This is a genomic window from uncultured Sphingosinicella sp. (genome assembly GCF_963974575.1).
In the GTDB taxonomy this organism is placed as follows: domain Bacteria; phylum Pseudomonadota; class Alphaproteobacteria; order Sphingomonadales; family Sphingomonadaceae; genus Sphingosinicella.
In genome coordinates this window covers 224,067-246,504 of sequence record NZ_CAXBBQ010000006.1, presented here as the reverse complement: position 1 = coordinate 246,504, position 22,438 = coordinate 224,067, and the positions used below count along the sequence as shown (strand labels likewise).

The following is a 22,438-nucleotide window of genomic DNA, read 5'->3' as shown; positions in this document are numbered from 1 at the left end:
GTATCTTATGTTTTTCGTGTGAATCCCTCCTCCGCTACCATCCCTACAACCCATACGCTGCGGTTTGTCTGCCTTGCGATGTCGTGTCGTTGATGGCAGATTGGGAAAAATTTGTCCTGAAGAGAAAACTCATGACGCTCGGCTCGAAGATGTGGTTGTGGGCTCGCCGTGTCGCGATCGGGCTTTTCGTATTTCTGCTGCTCGCTGTGCTCGTCGGCGCGGTCTACGAGTTGTTCGCGCGGCGCAGCGCGGACTTTCAGTATTCAGCGCCGGGAACACTGGTCGATATCGGCGGACGCAGGATCCATCTGGACTGCCGGGGCGACGGATCGCCGACCGTGATCCTGGAATCCGGGCTCGACATCAATGGATCGCTGGCGTGGTACAAGGTGCACGATACGCTTGCGAAGACGACGCGCACCTGTGCTTACGATCGCGCCGGAATCATGTGGAGTGACCCGTCGCCGGATGTGCGCGACGGTGATCATGTCGCCCAGGACCTGCGCGCGACGCTGACCGCAGCAGGCGTCGACGGACCTCTCGTTCTCGTCGGCCATTCGCTCGGCGGCCCGTACATCATGAATTACACGCGCCAGTTCGACGCATCGGTCGCCGGGCTGGTGTTCGTGGATGCATCGCACCCCGATCAACTCGAGAAGCTGGCCAAGCCCGGCGAGAAAAAGCTGAAAGTGGAGCTGCCGCTTGTCGCCCGGGCAATGGGTGCGCTCGGTTGGACAGGACTGCCCCGCGTGCTTTCGGGTGCGCTGTTCCCCGAAGAGGACAGTCCCATCACGCCGATGCGCAAGGCTTATTCGCCCACCAGTATGCCCGGTATGCTCGATGAACTCGACTCGCTGGAAACGACGCTTCATCAAGGCGGCGCCCTCAGAAGCCTCGGCGATCGGCCGCTTGTCGTGCTCACGGGATCGAAGCCCTATCCGAAGGAAGCCCTCGCGGCACAGGGCATCACGGAAGCGGAAGGCCGTGTCCAAATGGCGAAGTGGGTTGATCTGCACCGTGACGAAGCGCGCTGGTCGACACAGTCCCGACATGAAATCCTTCCCGATGCGGGGCACTATATCCAGATCGATCGCCCGGATGCTGTTGTAAGCGCGGTGAACGAAGTGGTGAGCAAAGTCCGCAGCGGTACAAAAGGGTAGAAGTGTCGGAAATTTTGACACATCTTTTTCCGTTACTTAACGGTTAACCATTAGTTGACCTAATATTTCGGCCAATTTGAAAATTGGCACACAGGTTGCTTGTTGTTTGCGCAATACAAGAGATTTGGAGTTGTGTTGCGATGAACATCAAGATGATCGGTGGAGCAGCGCTTCTGTTTGCGGCGTCGACCGCACAGGCTGCGACGATGAGCGTTACTTACGAAGCGCCGGGCGCGACGAATACGACGGCGACCTTCGACTATTATGGCGTTGAGACGTTCAATGGGAAGGCCGGGGACACGAGTTTCACCTCGTCGTTCACCTATGACGGCAACACGATCGAACTGACCTACAACGACGTGAAGGTGATCGGCGCGAACCAGTATGGCGGCGACGGCGGTTCGGACTATGCGGTGGCGGGCCTCGGTTACGGCACGCTGAGCTACTCGATCGATATCACGCAGTCGGGCAGCGCCGGTGTGAACTACTTCGGCTACTGGTTGTCGGCGCTCGACGCGGGCAACACCGTGAAGTTCTACAGCGGCGGTTCGGAGGTTTTCGCCTTCGCCCCCGTGAACGTCCTCGCGCTTGTCAGCGGCCAGCCCGATTACTGGGGCCACCCGGTGACGGGGCAGAACGCGGGCGAACCCTACGTCTTCCTGAACTTCTTCTACGAAGGCGGTACGTTTGACCGTATCGAATTCATCCAGGCGCCGGGCGGTGCCGGGTATGAATCCGACAACCACACGGTCGGCTTCTTCAAGGACAAGGGCGACGGCACGCCGGTGACGGACGTTCCTGAACCGGGTGCGCTCGGCCTCCTCGGCCTTGGTCTGGCGCTTGCAGTGGTAGCGCGCCGCCGCAAGGCTTGAAGCACGCTTTGATCGCTGAAATTCGCGCCGGGGTGGCTGGTCCATCCCGGCGCGATGCTATTTGGCGAGCCAGTCTGTAATGGCCGTGAAGAGCGCTTGCCGTGCTTCAGGGCGGGTCAGCGTGTGATCGGCATTTTCAAGCCATACGGGATGGACGTGCGGGCCGAGCGCGGGGAGCAGCGCGGCGAACGCCTCTGCCGTCGCGTCGCCGCGTGAGAGCGGCACAAGGACGGGCCCCGGAAACGCGTTGATCGCGGCGATGAGACGCGCGGAGAGAGCGCTTTCCGCCACACCGCCCCTGCTGAACAGGGTTTTCAGCGCACCCTTCACATCGATCCCGCCAGACAGGATGCGCAGCCAGTTGCGCGGATCGAGAAGGCGTTTCAGCGTGCGGTCGCGCTGTGCGGCGGCCGGCATTTCGGCGACGTCGCTGTCGAAACTCCACGGATTGAGCAGGACAAGGCGCTGGATGCCGCTTGCAGCACCGAACAGCGCGAGCGCTGCCGCGCCGTCGCAAAGGCCGATGCCGACGATATCCGTGCCGCCTTCACTGCGAAGCACCGATGCGGCGGCGGCGATGTCCACCGCACTGCCGAGAAAGCCGGTGTTTTCGCCCTCGCTGTCTCCGACACCGCGTCGGTCGAAGCGCAGCGCGGCCATTCCTTGGCCGCCGAGCGCCTCCGCAAGCTGGGTGAACAGCCGGTGCGGCCCGACCCTTGTCTGTACGCCGCCCGAAACGATAAGCGCGGCGCGCGGCGCTTCGCCGGGGTGAAGTGTGGCGGCGAGGGGCGTTCCTCCGCAAGATATGGCGAGTGGGCGGATCATTGTATCCACGCGGCGATGTCGTCCGCGAGTGCGGCGGCGAACGTCGGAGCCGGGGCGGGCTCGGCCTGACGCCACACGGGCGGGCCTTCCACCGGTGATATGCGCAGCGGCACGGCGGCGTCCGGCAGCGTCAGGGTGGTGAGTTGCGCGGCAAGCGCCGGTGTAAAGTCATAGCCGGTCAGCGCGACCGTTTCGCCGCGCGCAAAGCGCGTTTCGTAAGCCGACGGCGAGACGCGGACGCCCTCGCGCTCCTGATCCGCGATCGCCTGCGCGCGCATCATTTCGCGCAGGAGGCTGGCCCCGGAGGCGGCCGGAGAGATGCGGTAGAGGCCTTGGCTTCCGGAACCGTCCGTAAGCAAGGCGCCGCCGCGCACGGGGACCACACGAAGCGGGCGCTGCGCGAGCGCTTCGATCAGATGCGCCGTCGCAGTTTGCCACGCTGCCACATCGGGCGTCCCCGCCGCGTCGCCCGTGCCCGGGAGATCCGGAAGGAGACTGCCGATCCCGCTCGCCGCGAGCGCGCGGCCGAGATCGGCGAGCAGTCGCCGTGTGCGATTCATCTCTTCGAACAGTGGCGGCAGGAACAGCACGCACGGCCCGGTATCGGGGCCGCGCAGGATCGTCGGCAGGTCGTATGGCCCGGCGCTGAGCAGCGTGAACCGGAAAGGATCCACCTAGGCGGCAGCCTTCCGTGCGATGAAATCGACGAGATTGCCGAACGTGGCAAAAAGATCGGCATCGACTTCATCGTCGTCGATCACGATGCCGAAACGGTCTTCCATCTCGGTAAGAAGGCCCGCAACCGCCATCGAATCGATCTCGGGCAGCGCGCCGAACAGCGGCGAGGACGCATCCAGACCGGCGGCGGTCGTTTCGGGAACGCCCAGCACTTCGATGAGAATGCGCCGCATCTGATCGGCGTGGGAAGCGGTGTCTGCTGTCATCTCAACCCTGTATGCACTGTCGTTGCCCGCGGGCGGTATACTGGTGCCGTCTGCAGAGGTAAATGCAGGCGAGACGGCAGAGCGTAGAGGGGCGGACAAAGAGGCGGATGTCGTTTCGTGAAACATGGCGGACGCTGGGTACGGCGACGACGCTATCCTACGCTTTCGGGCGCGTGGCGGCGCGGATTCCGAGCGTGTCCTGGCATCGCTATCGGCTGATCGCCGTGCCGCTTTCGGGTATGCCCAAGATGCCGCGCGGCCATGTGGTGCGTGAACTTTCCGCGGGTGAACTCAAGACTTTAGTCATTGATGCGCCCCTAGACGTACAGGCGGATCGGTTTGCGCGCGGGCTCATCTGCCTCGGCGCGTTCGATGGCGAAGTGCTGGTCGGGGTCAACTGGTTGGCGCGGGGTCAATATGACGAGGACGAGGTGGACGTGCGGTTTCTGCTCCCCGATGACGCGGCCTGGGATACGGGGCTCTGGATACGCGAAGACCGGCGGCTCGGCCGTGCATTCGCGGCGCTGTGGGCAGGAACCGGCACTTGGCTCGCGGCGCAGGGCCTCAAACGCTCGTTGAGCCGCATTGCGGACTACAATCTCGGCTCGCTGCGCCCGCATGAGCGCATGGGCGGCAGAACGCTGGGTATGCTCGCAGCGGCGCGGCTTGGGGCGCTGCAGATCGCGACGGGCGTGCGGCCGGCGGCTGTTCGTGCCGGGGCGGGGACGCCTGCGGTCTGCGACCTGAGGGGCTGCTGAACCATGCGGGTTGATGTGCTTCATCTCGGCCACGACGGTGCGCGCGCGGCGCTTATCGAAGGCGCGCACACCACCACCTACGCCGAACTCGAAGCGCTCGTCAGCCGAATGTCGAGCGGGCTTGCCGCGATCGGTGTTCGCCCCGGCGACCGGGTCGCGGTGTGGCTCAGCAAGACCACGGGCAACATCGCCGCACTGCTCGGCGCGATGCGGGCGGGTGCGGTCGCGATTCCTGTCAATCCGGTGCTGAAGGCGCCGCAGGTTGAGCACATCCTTGCCGACAGCGGCGCGACGGTACTGCTGACCAACAATGCGCGTGCGGAGACGCTGCGCGACACGCCGCGGACATGCCGTGTGCTGCGCGCGGAGAAGGACTGGGGTGCGCTGATGACGGGTGCGCCTGTGGCGGTGGACCGTACGCCGGACGACCTTGCCGCGATTCTCTATACCTCGGGCAGCACCGGGCGGCCCAAAGGCGTGATGCTCTCGCACGCCAATCTCGTGCTCGGTGCGGCAAGCGTGTCTGAATATCTCGGCATCACCGCTGAGGAGCGCATCCTGTGCGTGCTGCCGCTCGCGTTCGATTACGGCCTTAACCAGGTGCTGACGGCGCTGAAACAGGGCGGGGCGGCGATCCTGCTCGACTATCTTTTGCCGCGCGACGTCGTGAAGGCGGTGGCCCGCCACAAGGCAACCGCGCTAGCCGGCGTGCCGCCGCTCTGGATGCAGCTTGCCGAGGTGGAGTGGCCCGCAGAGGCGCGCGGTCTGCGCTACATCACGAACTCCGGCGGGCGAATGCCTGCAGCACTGACCAAACGCCTGCGCGCGCTTCTGCCCGACACGAAGATCTACCTGATGTACGGTCTCACCGAGGCTTTTCGTTCGACCTACCTCGATCCGGCGCTCGTCGATTCCCACCCTGATTCGATCGGCAGGGCGATTCCCCGCGCGGAACTGCACGTTCTGCGCGCCGATGGAACACCCGCAACGCCGGGCGAGCCGGGCGAGCTGGTCCACGCCGGGCCGCTGGTCGCGCAGGGCTATTGGAACGATCCCGAGCGGACTGCGGTGCGCTTTCGCCCTGCGCCTGCGTTCTTCGAGCATACGGGCATGGCCGTATGGTCAGGCGACACGGTGGTGCGGGACGAGGAGGGGCTGCTCTATTTCGTCGGCCGCGATGACGAGATGATGAAGATTTCAGGCAACCGTGTGAGCCCGACCGAGGTCGAGGAGGCGATCTTCGCGACCGGCGCCGTGAGCGCGGTCGCAGTGTTCGGTGTGGCGGACGACCGTTTGGGGCAGGCGATCGTGGCTGTCGGTGTGCGGGCCGCGGGGCTGGGCGAGGCGGAAGCGGAGACGCTTGCGCGCCGGGAGCTCGCGGGGCTAGTGCCTGCCTACATGGTGCCGCGCCACTTCATCTGGGAGACCGACTTGCCGCGCAATCCGAACGGCAAGATCGATCGCGCCGTGCTGCGCGCGAGGCACGTCCAGTGAGCCGCGACCCTCGAATCCACCCACTGTTTCGCGAGCGGGACGGCGAACTTGCGATCGCGGGGCGGCCTGCCGCCGAATGGATCGCGGCGGCAGGCGGGCAGACGCCGCTGTTCGTCTACGACCGCGCGATTATCGCCGCGAAAATCGCTGATCTGCGCGCGGCGCTGCCCGACGAGGTCGGCATCCACTACGCCATGAAGGCGAATCCGATGCCGCAGCTCGTCGCGTGGATGGCGGGGCAGGTGGATGGGCTCGATGTCGCCTCGGCGGGAGAACTGCGCGTCGCGCTCGCGGCCGGTGCCGATCCGGCGCACATCAGCTTCGCAGGGCCGGGGAAGCGCGATTTCGAGCTTGAGCTGGCGATCGGTGCGGGTGTCACGCTCAACATCGAATCCGCGCGGGAGTTCGCACGCGCCGCGGCGATCGGCGAAAGGCTCGGAAAGCGTGTGCGTGCCGCCGTGCGCGTCAATCCGCCGTTCGACCTCAAGGCCTCCGGGATGCGGATGGGCGGCGGGGCCAAGCCGTTTGGTGTCGATGCCGACAAGGTGCCGGCACTCCTCGCCCAGATCACGATCGAGGGTGCGGATTTCCGCGGGTTTCATGTCTTCGCCGGGTCGCAGAACCTCTCCGCGGAGGCGATCATCGAGGCGCAGAGAAAAACGCTCGACCTGGTGGCGGACCTCGCAGAGTACGCGGACGTGCCGCCGCCGCTCGTCAATCTCGGGGGCGGCTTCGGTCTGCCGTATTTTCCGGGCGATCAACCGCTTGATCTCGCCGCCGTAGGCCAAGCGCTCGGCAAGGCCCTCGCCACGCGCGATCCCATCTTGGCGGAAACACGGTTCGTCGTGGAACTCGGGCGGTATCTGGTGGGCGAAAGCGGCGTGTATCTGACGCGCGCCATCGACCGGAAGATGAGCCAGGACGAGGTGTTCATCATCACCGACGGCGGCCTGCATCATCAGCTCGCTGCAAGCGGCAACTTCGGCACGGTGATCCGGCGTAACTATCCCCTTGTGAACGCAAGCCGTTTCGGGGCGCCGGATGCAGAGAACGTGAACGTTGTCGGCTGCCTGTGCACACCGCTCGACAAGCTCGGCGACAAGGTCAATCTACCGGCCACTGAAGTCGGCGACATCATTGCGGTTTTCATGGCGGGCGCCTATGGCCTTACCGCCAGTCCAACAGCCTTCCTGAGCCACGACCCTCCCGCCGAAATGCTTGCGTAAATTGCAAAATTTGCTATTGGAAAGGTAGGGAAACGAACGATGCCGTAACCTTTAGACGGTATCGGTTCAGGGGCGGAAAGGCGGCCAGCCGGCACGCATAGGGCGTGTCGGCCTGATTTTGTCTCCCGCGGACGCGGGGGCGTTTGAAGAGGGGACTCATCTCAGATGGTGAAATCTTTTAATGCGGTCGTTCCGGTCCTGGCGGCGGCCCTGGCGCTTTCCGCCTGTGCCTCGAACGGTGGGCTGCCGAGCTTGCCGCCCGCGCAATTCCAGGCTTCGGAGGATGGTCCCGGCGCCGAATACGTCGTGGGGCCGCTCGATGCCCTCAGCATCTTCGTGTGGCGCAACCCGGAGCTTTCGACGTCTGTGACCGTGCGCCCCGACGGCCGCTTCACGACGCCGCTCATCGAGGACATGGTGGCGACGGGGAAGACCCCCTCGGCGCTCGCCCGCGAGATCGAACAGAAGCTTGCCACCTACATTCAGGAGCCGATCGTCTCGGTGATCGTGAACAACTTCAACGGGCCGCTTTCCCAGCAGGTCCGCGTCGTTGGCGAAGCGGCACGTCCCCAGGCGATCCCGTTCCGTTCGAACATGACGCTGCTCGACGTGATGATCGCAGTCGGCGGTCTCACCGAATATGCCGCCGGCGACAGCGCCCGCCTCATCCGCTACGACAAGGCGAGCAACACGCAGAAGGAATATGCGATCAAGATCGAAAGCCTGCTGAAAGGCGGCAAGACCAACGCGAACATCGCCGTGCAACCCGGTGACGTCATCATCATTCCGGAAAGCTTTTTCTAAGCTTTCCGGAATAGGTACGGAGATCGGCCCCAGGCCATTCATCCTTGTCAGGCAGGTGGTCCGCGAAAGCCATGAATTCGATCCAGGAAGAAGTGATGACGACCCTTTACGGGGTCTGGCGCAAGCGCTGGTACGGCCTTGCGCTGATGTGGGCCGTGTGCCTCGTCGGCTGGGTGTTCGTGGCGACGATCCCCAACACCTATGAATCACGCGCACGCGTCTATGTCGACTGGGCGTCGCTCATCCCCGAAAAGCTCGGCTATGAGGGCGCAAACCTGCTGCGGCAGGTGGACGTGGTTCGGCGTACGCTGACTTCGCGCGTGAACATGGAGAAGGTCGTTCGCCGCACCGAACTCGATGTCGGCCTTGACAACGACAAGGAGCTGGACGCGCTGATCGAGCGGATGACAAACAACATCTCCGTTCAGAGTCAGCAGGCTGACCTGTTCACGATCGTCTACAGGTCGGACGATCCGGAACGCAGCAACGCCCAGAACGCCAACCTTGCCCGGCGCGTCGTTGATAACCTCATCCAGATCTTCATGGAAGAGAACGTCGCCTCCGACCGCGACGACATCAACGAGGCGATCCGCTTCTTCGAGGACCAGCTCGCCGAGCGCGAGCGTCAGCTTGAAGAGGCTGAGCGTCGCAAGGCGGAATTCGAGGAGAAATACCTCGGAATGCTCCCCGGCGAGGGCAATATCTCGACGCGTCTGGCGCAGTCGCGCAACAATCTCGACAACGTCGAGATCGAACTTGCGCAGGCGCGGAACTCGCTTCAGGCCTTGCAGCGCCAGATCGGCGGAACGCCATCGACGATCAACGCCCCGTCGTTCGTGATCGAAAGCTCCTCGATGGGCGCCAGTCCGACGCAGCAGCAGATCGCGGCGCTGGGCCGCAGCCTCAGCGACATGTATGCGCGCGGCTGGACCGATCAGCACCCCGACGTCGTTGCCACGAAGGCACAGGTCCGCCGTCTCGAACAGCAGGCCTCGCGCGAGGCGAAAGACCCCGCGCTCCGCCAGCAGGCTGCGCAGGCGAACCCGGTCTACGTCAACCTCAGAAGCATGGTTTTCGAACGCCAGTCCGCCGTTGCGGCGCTGGAAGCGCGGCGTGCGCAGCTGCAGAACGCGATCTCCCAGATGTCGTCACGGCAGGTCCAGCAGCCCGGCATCGTCGCCGAGCAATCCAAGCTGAACCGCGATTACGAGGTGCTGCAATCGCAGTACAATCAGCTGCTGAAATCGCGTGAGGAAATCCGCCTCCGCAGCGATGTCGAGACCAAGACGCAGCAGGTGAAGTTCCGGGTCGTCGATCCGCCCTCGCAGCCGCGTGAGCCGATTGCGCCGAACCGTCCACTTTACCTCAGCCTGGTGCTGTTGGTCGGGCTCGGAGCGGGCGCCGCGGTGTCGTTTCTGCTGAGCCAGCTGCACACGACATACATCACGGCGGCACAGCTCGAAAAGCGCTTCGACTATCCGGTGCTGGGTTCGGTCACGGAGATCGTTTCGGACAACCAGCGCGCCCAGAACAGGGTATGGCTATGGGGGTTCGGCGTGCTCAGCCTTGGGCTCGTCGTGATCTATCTTGCCCTGCTGCTGTATGAACTCGTTTAACGCCCTGGCCTTGGCTGTGTGTGCGGAAGGTAATGAAGATGAGTGAAGAGAAACCGTCCGGAACGCCGCGCGCCTCTCTGCTTGAGCGGGCGGCCGGACGGCTTGATCAAGGTGCGCCTGCGAAACCCGCAGCCCCGCGTTCCACGGCGACGCCGGCAGCGGCAGCGCCGGCCCCTGCGCCGCGCGCGCCCGCACCGGCTGCTCCTGTCGCAGCGGCACCGACTCCGCAGCCGCAGTTCGCAACGCCGGAAACGCCCGTGGTGCATTTGCCCGCGGACGACAGCAACCGCATCAGCCGCCGCGGCGTTATCGATCTCGCCGAACTCCGCGATCTCGGCTACGTGGTGCCGGACGCGCCCGCGACCGCAACCGCGGAAGAGTTCCGCATCGTCAAGCGGCAGCTTCTTATCAACGCCATGGCGCGTGGCGAAAACGAGATCCGCAACGGAAATCTCATTCTGGTGTGCTCGGCGCAGCCGAACGAGGGCAAGACGTTCTGCGCAACGAACCTCGCGCTTTCGATTGCCTCGGAGCGCGATCTCACCGTTCTGCTCGTTGATGCCGACTTCGCAAAGCCCGAGATTCTGTCGACGCTCGGCCTTGAAGGCGGCAAAGGCCTGATCGACGTGATCGCCGACCCGACGCTCGACCTTTCGGATTGCCTCATTCGCACCAACATCGAGAACCTCTCGGTGCTGCCAGCAGGGCGCCAACACAACCTGACGACCGAACTGCTCGCGTCGGAACGCATGGGCGACATGGTCGAGGAAATCGCCAAGCGCTATGGCGACCGCATCGTGATCTTCGACTCCCCGCCCGCGCTGGCATCGTCCGCGGCCTCGGTGCTTGCCATGCACGTGGGTCAGGTGATGTTCGTGGTGGAAGCCGAGAACACGCGCGAGACCGAGCTTCGCGACGGTCTTTCGATGATGAATGGCTGTGAGCACGTGCAGATGCTGCTCAACAAGGTGCGCTATGCCGGTGTCGGCAGGCGCTTCGGGACGTATTACGGCTATGGAAGCTGACGTGGGTGCGACGATGAGCGATGGCAGGGAGGCAGGGTGCTGCCGCACACTGGCGGCAACCGGCGTAGTCGTGTCCATGCTGACGGCGATGGTTCCCTCGTCCGCTTACGCCGATGTCGAGGTCAATCCGTTCGTATCGCTCCGGCAGGTGGTGTCGGATGGCTCGACCCGTGATGCTCGGGGATGGCTGGAAGCCGGCGCGGGCTTTGCCGCCCTGCTCGATACCAACCGGGTCGATGGCAAGATCAGCTATCGCTATATGCGCCGGCTCGAAGAATTCGGGAATATCAGCCAGAAAAATCGCCATACCGCGAACGCCGACGTGCGCGCGGAGCTGATTGATGACTTCCTGCTGCTCAATGCCGGGGGCACGGCGTCGCAATACGCAACCGACGTGCGCGGCTTCAATGCGATCAATCCCGATGATGAGAGCGGCAACCAGACGCAGATATTTTCGGGCTTTGTTGAGCCGAGCGTCCAGCAGCGTATCGGTGACTTCGCAACGTTCCAGGGCCGCTATCGCTTGGGCGTCGTATCTGCTGACTCACCGCGCGAGGGGCTTACCAACCCCGGTAGCATAGGCCTGGATCCCAGCGATGGTATCGGATCGCGGCTCAGTGATTCCATTTCACAAACGGCGAGCGTTACGCTTGCGTCCACGCGGGCGACCAACACCATCAACTGGTCGCTGAACGCGCAGGGTACGCACGAGGATGTGGATCAGCTCAACCAGAAGTATCGTGGCTACAGCGCGGGCGGTGAGCTGAGCTTCCGCATTTCCCGCAAGCTCGAGCTCATTGGCAGCGGCGGCTACGAAGATATTGAAAATACACAGGACTCGATCCTTTTCGACGACGTGACAGGGTTGCCTGTTCTCGATGAGAACGATCACTTCCAGGTCGACCCTGCAATGCCGCGCCGTACGGCTTATGATTTCAGCGGCATCTACTGGAATGGAGGGTTCCGCTACACGCCATCACGTCGGACTTCGTTCGAATTCCGCGCCGGTGAGCGCTATGGGTCTGCGAACTTCTTTCTCGACTTCAATCACCGATCTCGCGGTGGTCTAAGCGTTCGCGCCAACTTCCAGCAGACGCTGAATAGCTTCAGTCGTTTGTTGACGCAGTCGCTCAACGGCGTTCCGATCAATGCGGTTCGTGTCGGTGGGCTTGACCAGCTTGGCGTTCCATTCTGCGTTTTGGGTATCGATCCGGAATCGGATGATGGCGGGTGCCTGGGTGGATGGACGCAGTCGCTGACGCCCGCAACCTTCAAATCTGACCGCGGTCTCGTGATGGTTTCGCGCAAGCTCGAGGCGCTGACCTGGTCGGCGTCGGCTTATTACGACAAGCGACGCTACGTGGATGCGCAGCAGTTGCAGGCGCCGAGCCAGGTGGCGCTTCCGACCAACCTCTTCGGCGATGACGAGTCCTTCGGTGTGCGCGGTCGCGTCGCGCTTCGGCTTGGCGAGTTGCAGTCACTGGGCTTCGATGCGCTTCTGGCGCGCAACAGCTATGCGCTCTCCTCCCAGCGCAAGGACACCCAGTTCACGGTCGGCACGCAGTACTCACGTCGGTTGAGCAAAAATCTGAGCGGCAATGCCTCACTTTACGGGACGCACCGCATCACGGAATCACGCAGGGATTCATCAACGTTCACGGCATCCGTGGGTGTGAGATACAATTTCTGACAGCGGATTGACTGAAACGTCATGACTTCGGGGTAAGTTGAGGGGCGTTTTCAAGGAACACAGGCAAGAGCATGTACACCGAGTTCTACAACCTGAACGGCCGCCCGTTCCAGCTGACGCCTGATCCGCGCTTCTACGTCGACACGCAGACGCACCGGAAGGCGATGGCCTATCTCACCTACGGCCTTGGCCAGGGCGAGGGCTTCATCATCATCACCGGCGATGTCGGCGCGGGCAAGACGACGCTCGTTGGACGCTTGCTGCAGACGATCGATCGTTCGAAGCTGGTCGTCGCGAACATCGTCACCTCGCTCGTCGATGCCGACAATCTCTTGAAGATGATCGCCACGGGGCTTGGCATCAATGCCGAGAACCTCGATGTGGCGACGCTGCTCACGCGTATCGAGAATTTCCTGCGCGTGCAGCACCAGCAAGGCCGACGCGTTCTGCTGATCGTCGACGAGGCGCAGAACCTGCCGATCGGCTCGCTCGAACAGTTGCGAATGCTCTCGAACTTCAGTGCGGGCGCGCAGCCGCTCAGCCAGACGATCCTGCTCGGTCAGCCAGAATTCCGCGAAAAACTCGCCAGTTCGTCCGAGCTTGAGCAGCTTCGCCAGCGTGTGATCGCCTCGCACCATCTGGAGCCGATGCGGCGCGACGAAATCCCCGCCTATGTCGAGAACCGGCTGGCGCTGTGCGGCTGGGCCGGGGATCCGGCCTTCACGGAGGACGCTTACGACGCGCTTTTCGATTATTCGGGTGGTGTTCCGCGCAAGCTGAACAACCTCTGCGCGCGCGTTTTGCTGTTCGGCGCGCTTGAAGAAAAGCACGAGATCGATGAATCGATCGTGCGCGAGGTGACCGATGACCTGCAGCGCGACAATGCGCCCCGCGACCGCGAAAAGATCATCCAGCCGAACAGCGGTTCGCTCGCTGCCGTGCCTGCGGCGCAGCAGATGCAGCCTGTGACCGGCACGGGCGGCGGCGCTGTCGCTGCGCTGGACGATCGCCTTCTCGCGCGCATCGATCGCCTTGAACATTATGCTTCAGAAAACGACCGTAACCTCCGGCAAGTTCTTCGGATTCTTTCCGATCTCGTCGAGCAGAACGAGGTCGAGCGCGGCCCCTACGGCGTTAGTCGAAGCGCATGAGCGGCGCGGTGGGAAACCGCGGCGTCTGCAATGCGATGTCGATCGATGTGGAGGAGCACTTTCAGGTCGGTGCATTCGAGGCGACCATCCGCCGGGATGACTGGCCGCGATGGGATAGCCGCGTCGTCCGCAACACCGAACGTGCGCTTCAGCTTTTCGCGGACAAGGGCGTCTCTGCGACGTTCTTCACGCTCGGGTGGGTCGCGGAGCGCGAGCCGGCTTTGATGCGCCGCATCGTCGAGAACGGCCACGAGATTGCCAATCATGGCTATGCGCACGACCGGGTGCACACATTCACGCCGGAGAGCTTCCGCGCTGACATCCGCAAGGCGCGCGCGCTGATCGAGGATGCCGCAGGTGCCGAGGTGAAGGGCTACCGCGCGCCGAGCTTCTCGATCGGCAGCGGCAACCGCTGGGCGCTCGAGGTCCTGGCCGAGGAGGGGTACGCCTACAGTTCGTCCGTCGCCCCGATCCGGCACGATCACTACGGCTGGCCGGAAGCGCCGCGCTTTCCGTACACGCCGGTTGCAGGTTCGGACATGGTCGAGGTGCCGGTAACGACGGTGGAGTATGCGGGGCGCCGCATGGCCTGCGGTGGTGGCGGGTTCTTCCGGCTGCTGCCTTATGGTCTTTCGGAATGGGCGATCGACCGCGTGAACCGGGTCGAAGGGCAAGCGACGGTGTTCTACTTCCATCCGTGGGAGATCGACCCCGATCAGCCCGTGGTGCCGGGCGCGCCGCTTAAATCGCGTATCCGCCACTATACGAACCTTGATGTGATGGAAGCGAAACTCGCACGCCTGCTGGACCGGTTCCGCTGGGACCGAATGGATCGGGTGTTCCTTGGCCGTGAGACGCTGAAGGCGGCGGCATGAACGCGGAAAGCCCAATCGCGCCGACGGTCACGGAAATTGATCTCGATGATGCCGCGGCAGCGGCTGCGTTCGACGCCGCAGTGCAGACGCATCCCGGCGCCACGCCATTCCACCGGACGGCATGGGGAAGGGCGGTCCGCGACGCGCTGGGGCATACGCCGCACTACCTGATGGCGGGAGACGCGGTGCTGCCGCTGATCGCGCTCAAGTCCGGTCTGTTCGGCTCCGCGCTGATCTCGAACGCTTTCGCCGTGCGCGGCGGGCCGCTGGCCGCCGATCCGCGCGCGCTTGCGGCGCTCGACAAGGCGGCGTGGGAGATTGCCGAGGTGGCGGGCATCGGCGTGCTCGAATATCGCGGCACTGAGGCGCTGCACCCGGACTGGGCCGTGAAGGGCGAAACCTACGCGAACTTCGCGCGCCCGCTTGCTGCAGACAGCGACGCGAACCTGAAGGCGATCCCGAGGAAGCAGCGCGCCGAGGTGCGCCGCTCGCTGACGATGGATCTCAGCGTGCGCGTCGCTTCCGACGAAAAGGCGCTTCGCGACCACTTTGCCGTGTATTCCGAAAGCGTGCGCAACCTCGGCACGCCGGTGTTTCCGGCGCGGCTGTTCGCCGAGATTATCCGCCATTTCGGCGATGATGCGGACATTCTCACCGTGTATCATCAGGACACGCCCGTCGCCTCGGTGCTGTCGCTCTACGACGCGGAGACGGTCTATCCCTATTACGGCGGCGGCACGGCGGCAGCGCGGGCGCTGCGCGCCAACGACCACATGTACTGGATGCTGATGGAGCACGCCGTCGCGCGCGGACGGCGGGCGTTCGATTTCGGGCGTTCGAAGTATGATACTGGCGCATTCTCCTTCAAGAAGAACTGGGGCTTCGAGCCGCAGCCGCTTGTGTACGAATATCGGCTGGCGGAAGGGCGCACGATGCCCGACGTCAATCCCAATAACCCCAAGTATAAACTGATGACCGATGTGTGGAGCCGCCTGCCGCTGTGGCTTGCGAACCGGATGGGGCCGCTCGTTTCGCGGTCGCTGGGGTAGGGCGATGGGTGATCTTTTGTTCCTTGCGCACCGTATCCCGTATCCGCCCGACAAGGGCGACAAGATCCGCTCGTGGAACATCCTGAAATATGTCGCGGAACGCGCACCGGTCCATCTCGGTGCGTTCGTGGATGATCCCGAGGACATGAAGCACGCCGATTTCCTGGCGAGCGTCTGCAAATCGGTGAAGCTCATCCCGATGGACCCGAAGGACAGGCTGAAGCGCGCGTGGGCTGGCTGGCGCAAGGGCGAGGCGCTCAGCATCTCGCTGTTCGACGACCGCGCGATGAAGCGCTGGGTGTGGGACCGCGTGAAGCAGCACGACATCGACCGCATGTTTGTGTTTTCGAGCCAGATGGCGCCCTATGCGCTCGGCCATACGTCGCAGGGGCGGCGTATGGTGATGGACTTCGTGGATATCGATTCGGACAAGTTCGCGCAGTACGCGAAGGAGAGCCGCTGGCCGAAATCCTGGCTCTATGCGCGTGAGGCGAAGCTGCTCCAGTCGTTCGAGAAGCAGGTGGCGCGCCATGTCGACGTCAGCCTGTTCGTCTCCGACGCGGAAACCGCGATGTTCAAGCGGATTGCCGGCTCTTACGCGCACACGGTCGATACGCTGCACAACGGCGTCGATCTCGATTACTTCTCGCCCAGCGCCGACTTCGCTCCGCTTGGCGATGAGGCCGGGATCGGGGCAGGTCCGAAGCTCGTATTCACCGGCGCAATGGACTACCGGCCCAATGCCGATGCCGTCTGCTGGTTCGCCGACGCCATCCTGCCGCTTATCCGTAAGCGCTATCCGCAAGCGCGGTTCTTCATCGTTGGCGGCAAGCCGACACCGGAGGTGCAGGCGCTCGGCAGCCGCGAAGGCATTATCGTGACTGGGCGCGTGCCCGATGTGCGGCCCTATGTTGCCGCGGCGGATGTGGCGGTCGCGCCGATCCGCATTGCGCGCGGCGTGCAGAACAAGGTGCTGGAAGCGATGGCAATGGCCCGGCCTGTGGTGGCTACCGACGCGGCATGGTCTGGCATCGACGCCGAACCGGAACGGGATCTCCTCGTGCGCGACGACGCGGCAGCCTTCGCTGCAGGTGTTTGCGCCGTGCTGGAAGACCCGGCGCTCGGGACACGCCTTTCCGAAAGCGGACGGCGACAGGTCGAAAGCCGCTACGCATGGTCCGCTCAGCTCGCGAAACTCGACGGGTGGCTGGGGCTCGGCGCGGCAGATCCGAAAGTAGAAGCGGCATGAACGATATGAGCGAGTTCGAAGCCCGCACAAGTGCGACCGGAAGAGGATGGCGCGCGGCGATCATCGCGTGGGCGGCGGTGGCCGTGGCGATCCTGCTGCTGCTTCGCAACGATGTCGCGCACATCTTCAACCTCTGGTGGAATACCGACACGTTCGGGCACTGCCTGCTGATCCCGCCGATCCTTGCCTATCTGGTGTGGCAGCGTCGCAGCGAGCTTTCCGCGCTGACACCCAAGCCCTGGTATCCGGCGGCGATCCTGATGGTGATCGGTGGCGCGGGCTGGCTGGTGGGCGAGGCTTCGGGCGTCGCTTTGCTTCGCCATATGGCGGTCGTGGGCCTCCTCATCGTCAGCGTGCCGCTCATTTTCGGGCTCACGGTGTCGCGCGGGCTCGCGTTCGTGCTGTTCTTCGCGCTGTTCATGATCCCGGCGGGCGAGCAGCTCGTGCCCATCCTGCAGACGGTTACGGCGGCGATCTGCATCAAGCTCCTCGAATGGTCGGGCATCCCGGCCTTCATCGACGGCGTGTTCATCGCCATCCCGAACGGCAATTTCGAAGTCGCCGAGGCGTGCTCGGGCGTGCGCTTCCTGATCGCGATGATCGCGTTCAGCGTGCTCGTTGCAAACCTGTGCTTCAAGAGCTGGACGCGGCGCATTCTGTTCGTGCTTTCGGCGATCGCGCTGTCGATCATCGCGAACGGTATCCGCGCTTTCGGCACGATCTACATCTCGCACCTGACGACACCGGGTTTCGCGGCGGGTGTGGACCACATTATCTACGGCTGGATATTCTTCGCGATCGTCATGTTCCTGCTGGTTGCGATCGGCTGGCGCTTCTTCGACCGCCCGGTCGACGACCCGGCGTTCGATCCGGCGCGGCTGCAGCCTGCGCCCCCGGCGCCGTCTGCGCCACGCGCAGCCTATGTGGCGGCGGCGATCGGTATCGCCGCGATGGCGGCGGGTCCCGTGTACGGACTTGTCGTTGCGAACCGTGCGCCCGATACCCAGACCGCCGCAATCGTTCTTCCCGAGGTGGCGGGCTGGCAGCGCATCGAAGGGCGCCCAGAATGGCAGCCGCACTACAACGGCGTTTCCGCGGAAGCCATTGCACGCTACGTCGACGCTGAAGGCCAGCCGATCGACCTCTACATCGGTGTGTTCGACCGTCAGAGCGAAGACGGCGAGCTCATCGGCTACAAGCAGGGCCTGCTTCCGCCCGAGACCCAATGGTCGTGGGCACGCAATGAAAAAGGGCCGCCGAACGGTCGCGCGCAGCAGATCAAGAATGGCGGAACGGTGCGCGACAACTGGCAGTTCTTCCTTGTGAACGGCAAACTGACCGGAAGTGACTACACAGCCAAAATCGAAGGGCTGAAATCGCGGCTGCTCGGCGGCGAGACGCTGGCGGGCACGCTCGTGATCTCTGCCGACCGGCGTGACGAGCTGGTAAGCGCGATGCCGACGATCGAACGTTTCGCGGCGGCGCTTGGCCCCGTCGACACCGTGATCGAGACCGCCACGGTGGAGCGCTAGCTTATGTGTGGCATCGCCGGATATTTCGACCAGCGCGAGCACCGCACGATCCCGGAGCCGGTGCTGCGCGCCATGACCGATGTGATCGCGCACCGAGGCCCCGACGGCAGCGGCTTTTACCGTGCGCCCGGCGTGGGGCTTGGGCACCGGCGCCTGTCGATCATCGATATCGCGGGCGGCGTTCAGCCGATGCCGAGCGAAGACGGCAAGATCCAGATCATCTTCAACGGGGAAATCTACAATTTCCGCGAGGTGCGGAAGGAACTGCAAGCGCTCGGCCACACCTTCAAGCGCGACAGCGACACCGAGGTGATCATTGAGGCGTGGCGCGCATGGGGCGAGGCTTGTGTCGACAAGCTGCGCGGCATGTTCGCCTTCGCGATCTGGGACGAGACCGCGCGTACGCTGTTCCTTGCGCGCGATCGGCTCGGCGTGAAGCCGCTTTACTACGCCGATCTCGGCGACGGGCGGTTCATCTTCGGGTCGGAGATGAAGGTGCTGCTGATGTGGCCGGGTCTTTCCCGCGCCATCGATCCGCGCGCCATCGAGGATTATTTCGCCTACGGCTACGTGCCGGACGACAAGTGCTTGCTGGGCGCCGTGAAGAAGCTCCCTGCCGGGCACACGCTGACACTGCGCTGGGGCGCCGCTGCACCGGCCCGCCCACGCCGCTACTGGGATATCGCATTCGACGGCCGCGTGAAGGGCTCGCCCGAGGCGCTGGCCGAGGAACTGACCGCGCGGATGCGCGAGGCGGTGGCGCTGCGGCTGGTCGCGGACGTGCCGGTGGGCGCGTTCCTTTCGGGCGGCGTCGATTCAAGCGCGGTCGTCGCGCTGATGGCGGGGCTGATCGATACGCCGGTCAACAGCTGCTCGATCGGCTTCGACGATCCGGCTTACGACGAGACAGGCCACGCCGAGGCGATTGCCAAACGCTACGCAACGCACCACCGCGCCCGCACGGTGACGACCGACGACTACGGCCTCATCGACACACTCGTGCGTGCGTTCGACGAGCCATTCGCCGACGCCTCTGCGCTGCCGACCTACCGCGTGAGCGAACTTGCGCGGGAGACGGTAACGGTGGCGCTTTCAGGCGACGGCGCTGACGAGGCGATGGCCGGCTATCGCCGTTACCGGCTCTACATGAACGAGGAGCGGGTGCGCGGGGCACTTTCGCCGGGGTTGCGGCAGACCGTCTTCGGGCGGCTCGGCCGCGCTTGGCCGAAGCTCGACTGGGCGCCGCGTGTGCTGCGCGCGAAATCGACGTTCGAAGCCATCGCGATGGACAGCGCAGAGGCCTATTTCCACGCCGTGAGCGTGACGCCGGACCGCATTCGCTCGCGTCTGTTCTCGGACGCGCTGAAACGCGAGATCGGCGGTTACTGGGCCGGGACACTCTATACCGACACGATGCGCAGCGCGCCCGCCGACGACATGCTCGGCCGCGCGCAATACGCCGACATGATGATCTGGTTGCCCGGTGACATCCTGACCAAGGTGGACCGCACCAGCATGGCGGTGAGCCTGGAGGCGCGCGAGCCTCTGCTCGACCACGAACTCGTCGGCTGGATGGCCGGACTGCCGAGTGACTTCCGGCTGCACGGTGGGGAGGGCAAGTGGCTGCTGAAGAAGGCGATGGAACCCTATCTGCCGAAGGATATCCTGTACCGGCGCAAGATGGGCTTTTCCGTGCCGATCGACCGTTGGTTCCGCGGCGCGCTGGCTGACCGTGTCGCTGCGCTGGCGAATGGCTCCCACGTCGCGGGCAGCGGCTGGTTCGACATGAACTATTTCGCTGCCTGCGCCGCAGCACACCGCAGCGGCCGCGCCGATCACAGCCGGCTCTTGTGGCAGATGCTGATGCTGGAAGGATCGCTCGCGGCGCTCACCGCAACGCCGGCGGCAGCGCTCGCCGCCTAAAGGCTTACTGAGCCGACGCTGCCGGTAAGGCGGAGGGCGCGGCTTCAACAGGCTGTTCAGCCGCTTCCGGTGCCGCGGCGCTTTTCGCCAAAGCGACCGCGCTCGAATGCGCGCGCGCTATATCGGCGGCCGCGTCGGTCTGGCGGACCTTCACGGCCTTCAATGTTGGGGCCGGGTGCGTCTGGTCGCGTTCCGACATCAGCGGTGTCGTCGAGCTTGCATAAACCGAACCATCGCGCAGCGCGTGATAGGTGAGCAGAAGCCCGATTCCAGCAAAGAGGATAACTCCGGCAAGCCAGAGCAGAATCGTGTTACGCGCAGCCGTGTGCCGTTCCGTGCGGACGTGAGACGCCATGTTCAACCCTTCATCCGGCGGCTGCCATGACTTCGTTTCCGAAGCTGCGACAGGCGCCACCGGCCTCTTTCCCTAAGACCCAGGACTTGAGAGTTTATTACTCTTCGAATCGTGTGCACGATAAATGCATAGACTGTGCCAAAATGGGAAAGGTGCGTGTTTCAAAGATGTTACGGCACTGCTTGTGACAGAACCGGAATGAAGCGCGCAAAAACGTAAAGGATTTCGACATTTACCCGTAGCGCGCGGAGGCGAAAAAAAGCCCGTCGGGCGGGGCATTGAGGCCGAGTGCGGTACGGTCTGCCGCGCCGAGGGCATGGCGTAAATCGTCCGCGCTCCAGCTGCCGTCGCCGACCAGTTTCAGGCAGCCGACCATGGAGCGGACCTGATGATGAAGGAATGAGCGGGCGGCGGCGTGGATCGCGATTCGGTCACCCGTCCGCACGACGTCGAGCTGGTCCAGTGTCTTGAGCGGGCTTGCCGATTGGCAGTGGACCGAGCGGAACGTGGTGAAGTCGTGGCGCCCCACAAGGATCTGTGCGGCGGTGTGCATCGCTTCCACGTCGAGCGGGCGCGCGACATGCCACGCGAGCCCGGACTGCCACGTGAGCGGGGCGCGGCGGTTGATGATGTCGTAGCGGTAGCGGCGGCCCGTGCAGTCGAAGCGTGCGTGGAAATCGGGCGCGGCGGGTTCGCACGCGACGACCGCGACCGGGGCGGGGCGGAGGTGCGCGTTCAGCGCCTCCTGCAGCCGGAACGCGGCGAGTGGCTTGGCGATGTCGACATGCGCGACCTGGCCTTCGGCGTGGACGCCCGCGTCGGTGCGGCCGCAGCCGTAGACGATGGTTTCCGCCTGTGTCACGGCGAAGACCGCCCGCTCCAGCGTCTGCTGGACGCTGGGGCCGTTATCCTGACGCTGCCAGCCAACAAAGGGCCGGCCGTCGTATTCGATGGTCAGCTTGAAGCGCTGCATCAACCGAGCCGGGTCCCCGCCGGAACCGGGAAGCCGCGCAGCACTTCGGTCACGTCCATCGCGCGCTTGCCGGGGCGCTGGACGAGCGTGGGGCGGATCGCGCCGGTGCCGCAGCCGATGGTGAGCTGGTTGTCGAGCGTGACGCCGGGTTCCCCGCTGCCGTCCACCACATCGCAGGCGAGGATGCGCAGGCGTTCTTGCCCAAGCAGCGTGAAGGCGCCGGGGGCGGGGTTGAAGGCGCGGACGGCGCGTTCGACCTCGGCGGCGCTTCTGGTGAAGTCGAGTGCGGCTTCGGCTTTGTCGATCTTGTGCGCGTAGGTGACGCCCTCGGCGGGCTGCGGCTTGGCGGAGAGCCTGTCGCGGGCCAGCGCTTCGACGATCAGGTCGGCGCCCATCGCAGCGAGTTCGTCGGTCAGCGCTCCAGCGGTCTTGGCGTCCACCGGGGTTTCGGCGGTGAGCAGCATCGGGCCGGTATCGAGCCCGCGTTCCATCTGCATGATGGTGACGCCGGTCAGTGCGTCCCCGGCGAGGATCGCGCGCTGTATCGGGGCGGCGCCGCGCCAGCGGGGAAGGAGCGACGCATGGATGTTGAGGCACCCGCGGCGCGGCGCATCCAGAATCGCTTGCGGCAGGATCAGGCCGTACGCGGCGACCACGGCAACATCCGTGCCGAGCGCCGCGAAGGCCTCCCGGTCCGCCGCGTCCTTGAAGTTCACCGGAAAGCGCACGGGCAGCCCCAGCCGCTCGGCCGCCTGTTGCACCGCCGAGGCCTGCGGCTGCTTGCCGCGCTGCGCGGGGCGGGGCGGCTGCGTGTAGACGGCGGCGACATCGTGCCCCGCCGCCACAAGCGCCTCGAGCGCCGGCACCGCGAAGGCCGGGGTTCCCATGAAGACAATCCGCATCCCCGATCCGCTAGC

The 22,438-nt window shown here is 64.5% G+C and carries 21 protein-coding genes; 15 read left to right on the top strand and 6 right to left on the bottom strand.

All coding sequences use genetic code 11. The features are described from left to right. Positions 1-131: 131 nt before the first annotated feature. Entirely contained in the window at positions 132-1,160 is a 1,029-nt protein-coding gene (locus tag AAC014_RS13000) for an alpha/beta hydrolase (RefSeq protein ID WP_339709130.1), read from the top strand. Positions 1,161-1,300: 140 nt separating this feature from the next. Beyond that, a complete protein-coding gene (locus AAC014_RS12995; protein ID WP_339709128.1) occupies positions 1,301-2,032 on the top strand; it encodes a PEP-CTERM sorting domain-containing protein in 732 nt (243 codons plus the stop codon). Positions 2,033-2,089: 57 nt separating this feature from the next. On the opposite strand, the gene AAC014_RS12990 is transcribed toward AAC014_RS12995, so the two are convergent. The 3 genes from AAC014_RS12990 to AAC014_RS12980 are packed head-to-tail and all read right to left on the bottom strand — an operon-like array spanning position 2,090 to position 3,768. Next, the gene (locus AAC014_RS12990) at positions 2,090-2,857 is read right to left on the bottom strand and encodes a hydrolase 1, exosortase A system-associated (RefSeq protein ID WP_339709285.1); all 768 of its coding nucleotides are present in this window, start codon (positions 2,855-2,857) and stop codon (positions 2,090-2,092) included. Beyond that, a complete protein-coding gene (locus AAC014_RS12985) occupies positions 2,854-3,531 on the bottom strand; it encodes a hypothetical protein (protein WP_339709126.1) in 678 nt (225 codons plus the stop codon). Before AAC014_RS12985 ends, AAC014_RS12990 begins: the two co-directional genes overlap by 4 nt. Beyond that, positions 3,532-3,768: an acyl carrier protein gene (locus AAC014_RS12980; protein WP_339709283.1), complete on the bottom strand. Its 237-nt coding sequence runs from the start codon at positions 3,766-3,768 to the stop codon at positions 3,532-3,534. A 140-nt stretch (positions 3,769-3,908) separates the two neighbouring features. Here AAC014_RS12980 and AAC014_RS12975 point away from each other — a divergent pair, with 140 nt between their 5' ends. The 13 genes from AAC014_RS12975 (at position 3,909) to AAC014_RS12915 (ending at position 20,193) form a co-directional block, all read left to right on the top strand. Then, on the top strand, positions 3,909-4,559 hold the full coding sequence (locus AAC014_RS12975; RefSeq protein WP_339709124.1) for a hypothetical protein: 651 nt from the start codon (positions 3,909-3,911) through the stop codon (positions 4,557-4,559). Between the two features lie 3 nt (positions 4,560-4,562). Then, positions 4,563-6,053, top strand: coding sequence for an acyl-CoA ligase (AMP-forming), exosortase A system-associated (locus AAC014_RS12970; protein WP_339709122.1), 1,491 nt, complete (start codon positions 4,563-4,565; stop codon positions 6,051-6,053). Continuing rightward, positions 6,050-7,279, top strand: coding sequence for a pyridoxal-dependent decarboxylase, exosortase A system-associated (locus AAC014_RS12965; RefSeq protein WP_339709120.1), 1,230 nt, complete (start codon positions 6,050-6,052; stop codon positions 7,277-7,279). The genes AAC014_RS12970 and AAC014_RS12965 overlap by 4 nt, the downstream gene beginning before the upstream one ends. 165 nt (positions 7,280-7,444) lie before the next feature. Next, complete coding sequence (locus tag AAC014_RS12960; protein ID WP_339709118.1) at positions 7,445-8,083, top strand: XrtA/PEP-CTERM system exopolysaccharide export protein; 639 nt, start codon at positions 7,445-7,447, stop codon at positions 8,081-8,083. A 95-nt stretch (positions 8,084-8,178) separates the two neighbouring features. Then, positions 8,179-9,699, top strand: a complete 1,521-nt coding sequence (locus AAC014_RS12955) for an XrtA system polysaccharide chain length determinant (RefSeq protein ID WP_339709116.1) — start codon at positions 8,179-8,181, stop codon at positions 9,697-9,699. 38 nt (positions 9,700-9,737) lie between these two features. After that, entirely contained in the window at positions 9,738-10,724 is a 987-nt protein-coding gene (locus AAC014_RS12950; protein WP_339709114.1) for an XrtA-associated tyrosine autokinase, read from the top strand. Positions 10,725-10,794: 70 nt separating this feature from the next. Beyond that, complete coding sequence (locus AAC014_RS12945) at positions 10,795-12,414, top strand: hypothetical protein (RefSeq protein ID WP_339709112.1); 1,620 nt, start codon at positions 10,795-10,797, stop codon at positions 12,412-12,414. A 71-nt stretch (positions 12,415-12,485) separates the two neighbouring features. Continuing rightward, complete coding sequence (locus AAC014_RS12940) at positions 12,486-13,565, top strand: XrtA/PEP-CTERM system-associated ATPase (RefSeq protein WP_339709110.1); 1,080 nt, start codon at positions 12,486-12,488, stop codon at positions 13,563-13,565. Next, positions 13,562-14,440, top strand: a complete 879-nt coding sequence (locus AAC014_RS12935; protein WP_339709108.1) for an XrtA system polysaccharide deacetylase — start codon at positions 13,562-13,564, stop codon at positions 14,438-14,440. The genes AAC014_RS12940 and AAC014_RS12935 overlap by 4 nt, the downstream gene beginning before the upstream one ends. Continuing rightward, entirely contained in the window at positions 14,437-15,489 is a 1,053-nt protein-coding gene (locus AAC014_RS12930) for a FemAB family XrtA/PEP-CTERM system-associated protein (protein WP_339709106.1), read from the top strand. Before AAC014_RS12935 ends, AAC014_RS12930 begins: the two co-directional genes overlap by 4 nt. Positions 15,490-15,493: 4 nt before the next feature. Then, a complete protein-coding gene (locus AAC014_RS12925; protein WP_339709104.1) occupies positions 15,494-16,738 on the top strand; it encodes a TIGR03087 family PEP-CTERM/XrtA system glycosyltransferase in 1,245 nt (414 codons plus the stop codon). Next, positions 16,735-18,270: an exosortase A gene (gene xrtA / locus AAC014_RS12920; protein WP_339709102.1), complete on the top strand. Its 1,536-nt coding sequence runs from the start codon at positions 16,735-16,737 to the stop codon at positions 18,268-18,270. The genes AAC014_RS12925 and xrtA overlap by 4 nt, the downstream gene beginning before the upstream one ends. A gap of 3 nt (positions 18,271-18,273) precedes the next feature. After that, entirely contained in the window at positions 18,274-20,193 is a 1,920-nt protein-coding gene (locus AAC014_RS12915) for an XrtA/PEP-CTERM system amidotransferase (RefSeq protein WP_339709100.1), read from the top strand. Positions 20,194-20,197: 4 nt separating this feature from the next. Here the strand turns inward: AAC014_RS12915 and AAC014_RS12910 are convergent, their stop codons facing one another. From AAC014_RS12910 to fmt, 3 genes are all read right to left on the bottom strand, one after another. Continuing rightward, complete coding sequence (locus tag AAC014_RS12910) at positions 20,198-20,548, bottom strand: hypothetical protein (protein WP_339709098.1); 351 nt, start codon at positions 20,546-20,548, stop codon at positions 20,198-20,200. A gap of 232 nt (positions 20,549-20,780) precedes the next feature. Further along, positions 20,781-21,521 carry a tRNA pseudouridine(38-40) synthase TruA gene (truA, locus tag AAC014_RS12905; RefSeq protein ID WP_339709096.1) on the bottom strand — a complete coding sequence of 247 codons (741 nt, stop codon included), beginning with the start codon at positions 21,519-21,521 and terminating at the stop codon, positions 20,781-20,783. Then, positions 21,521-22,423, bottom strand: a complete 903-nt coding sequence (fmt, locus tag AAC014_RS12900; protein WP_339709094.1) for a methionyl-tRNA formyltransferase — start codon at positions 22,421-22,423, stop codon at positions 21,521-21,523. The genes truA and fmt overlap by 1 nt, the downstream gene beginning before the upstream one ends. Positions 22,424-22,438 lie beyond the last annotated feature (15 nt).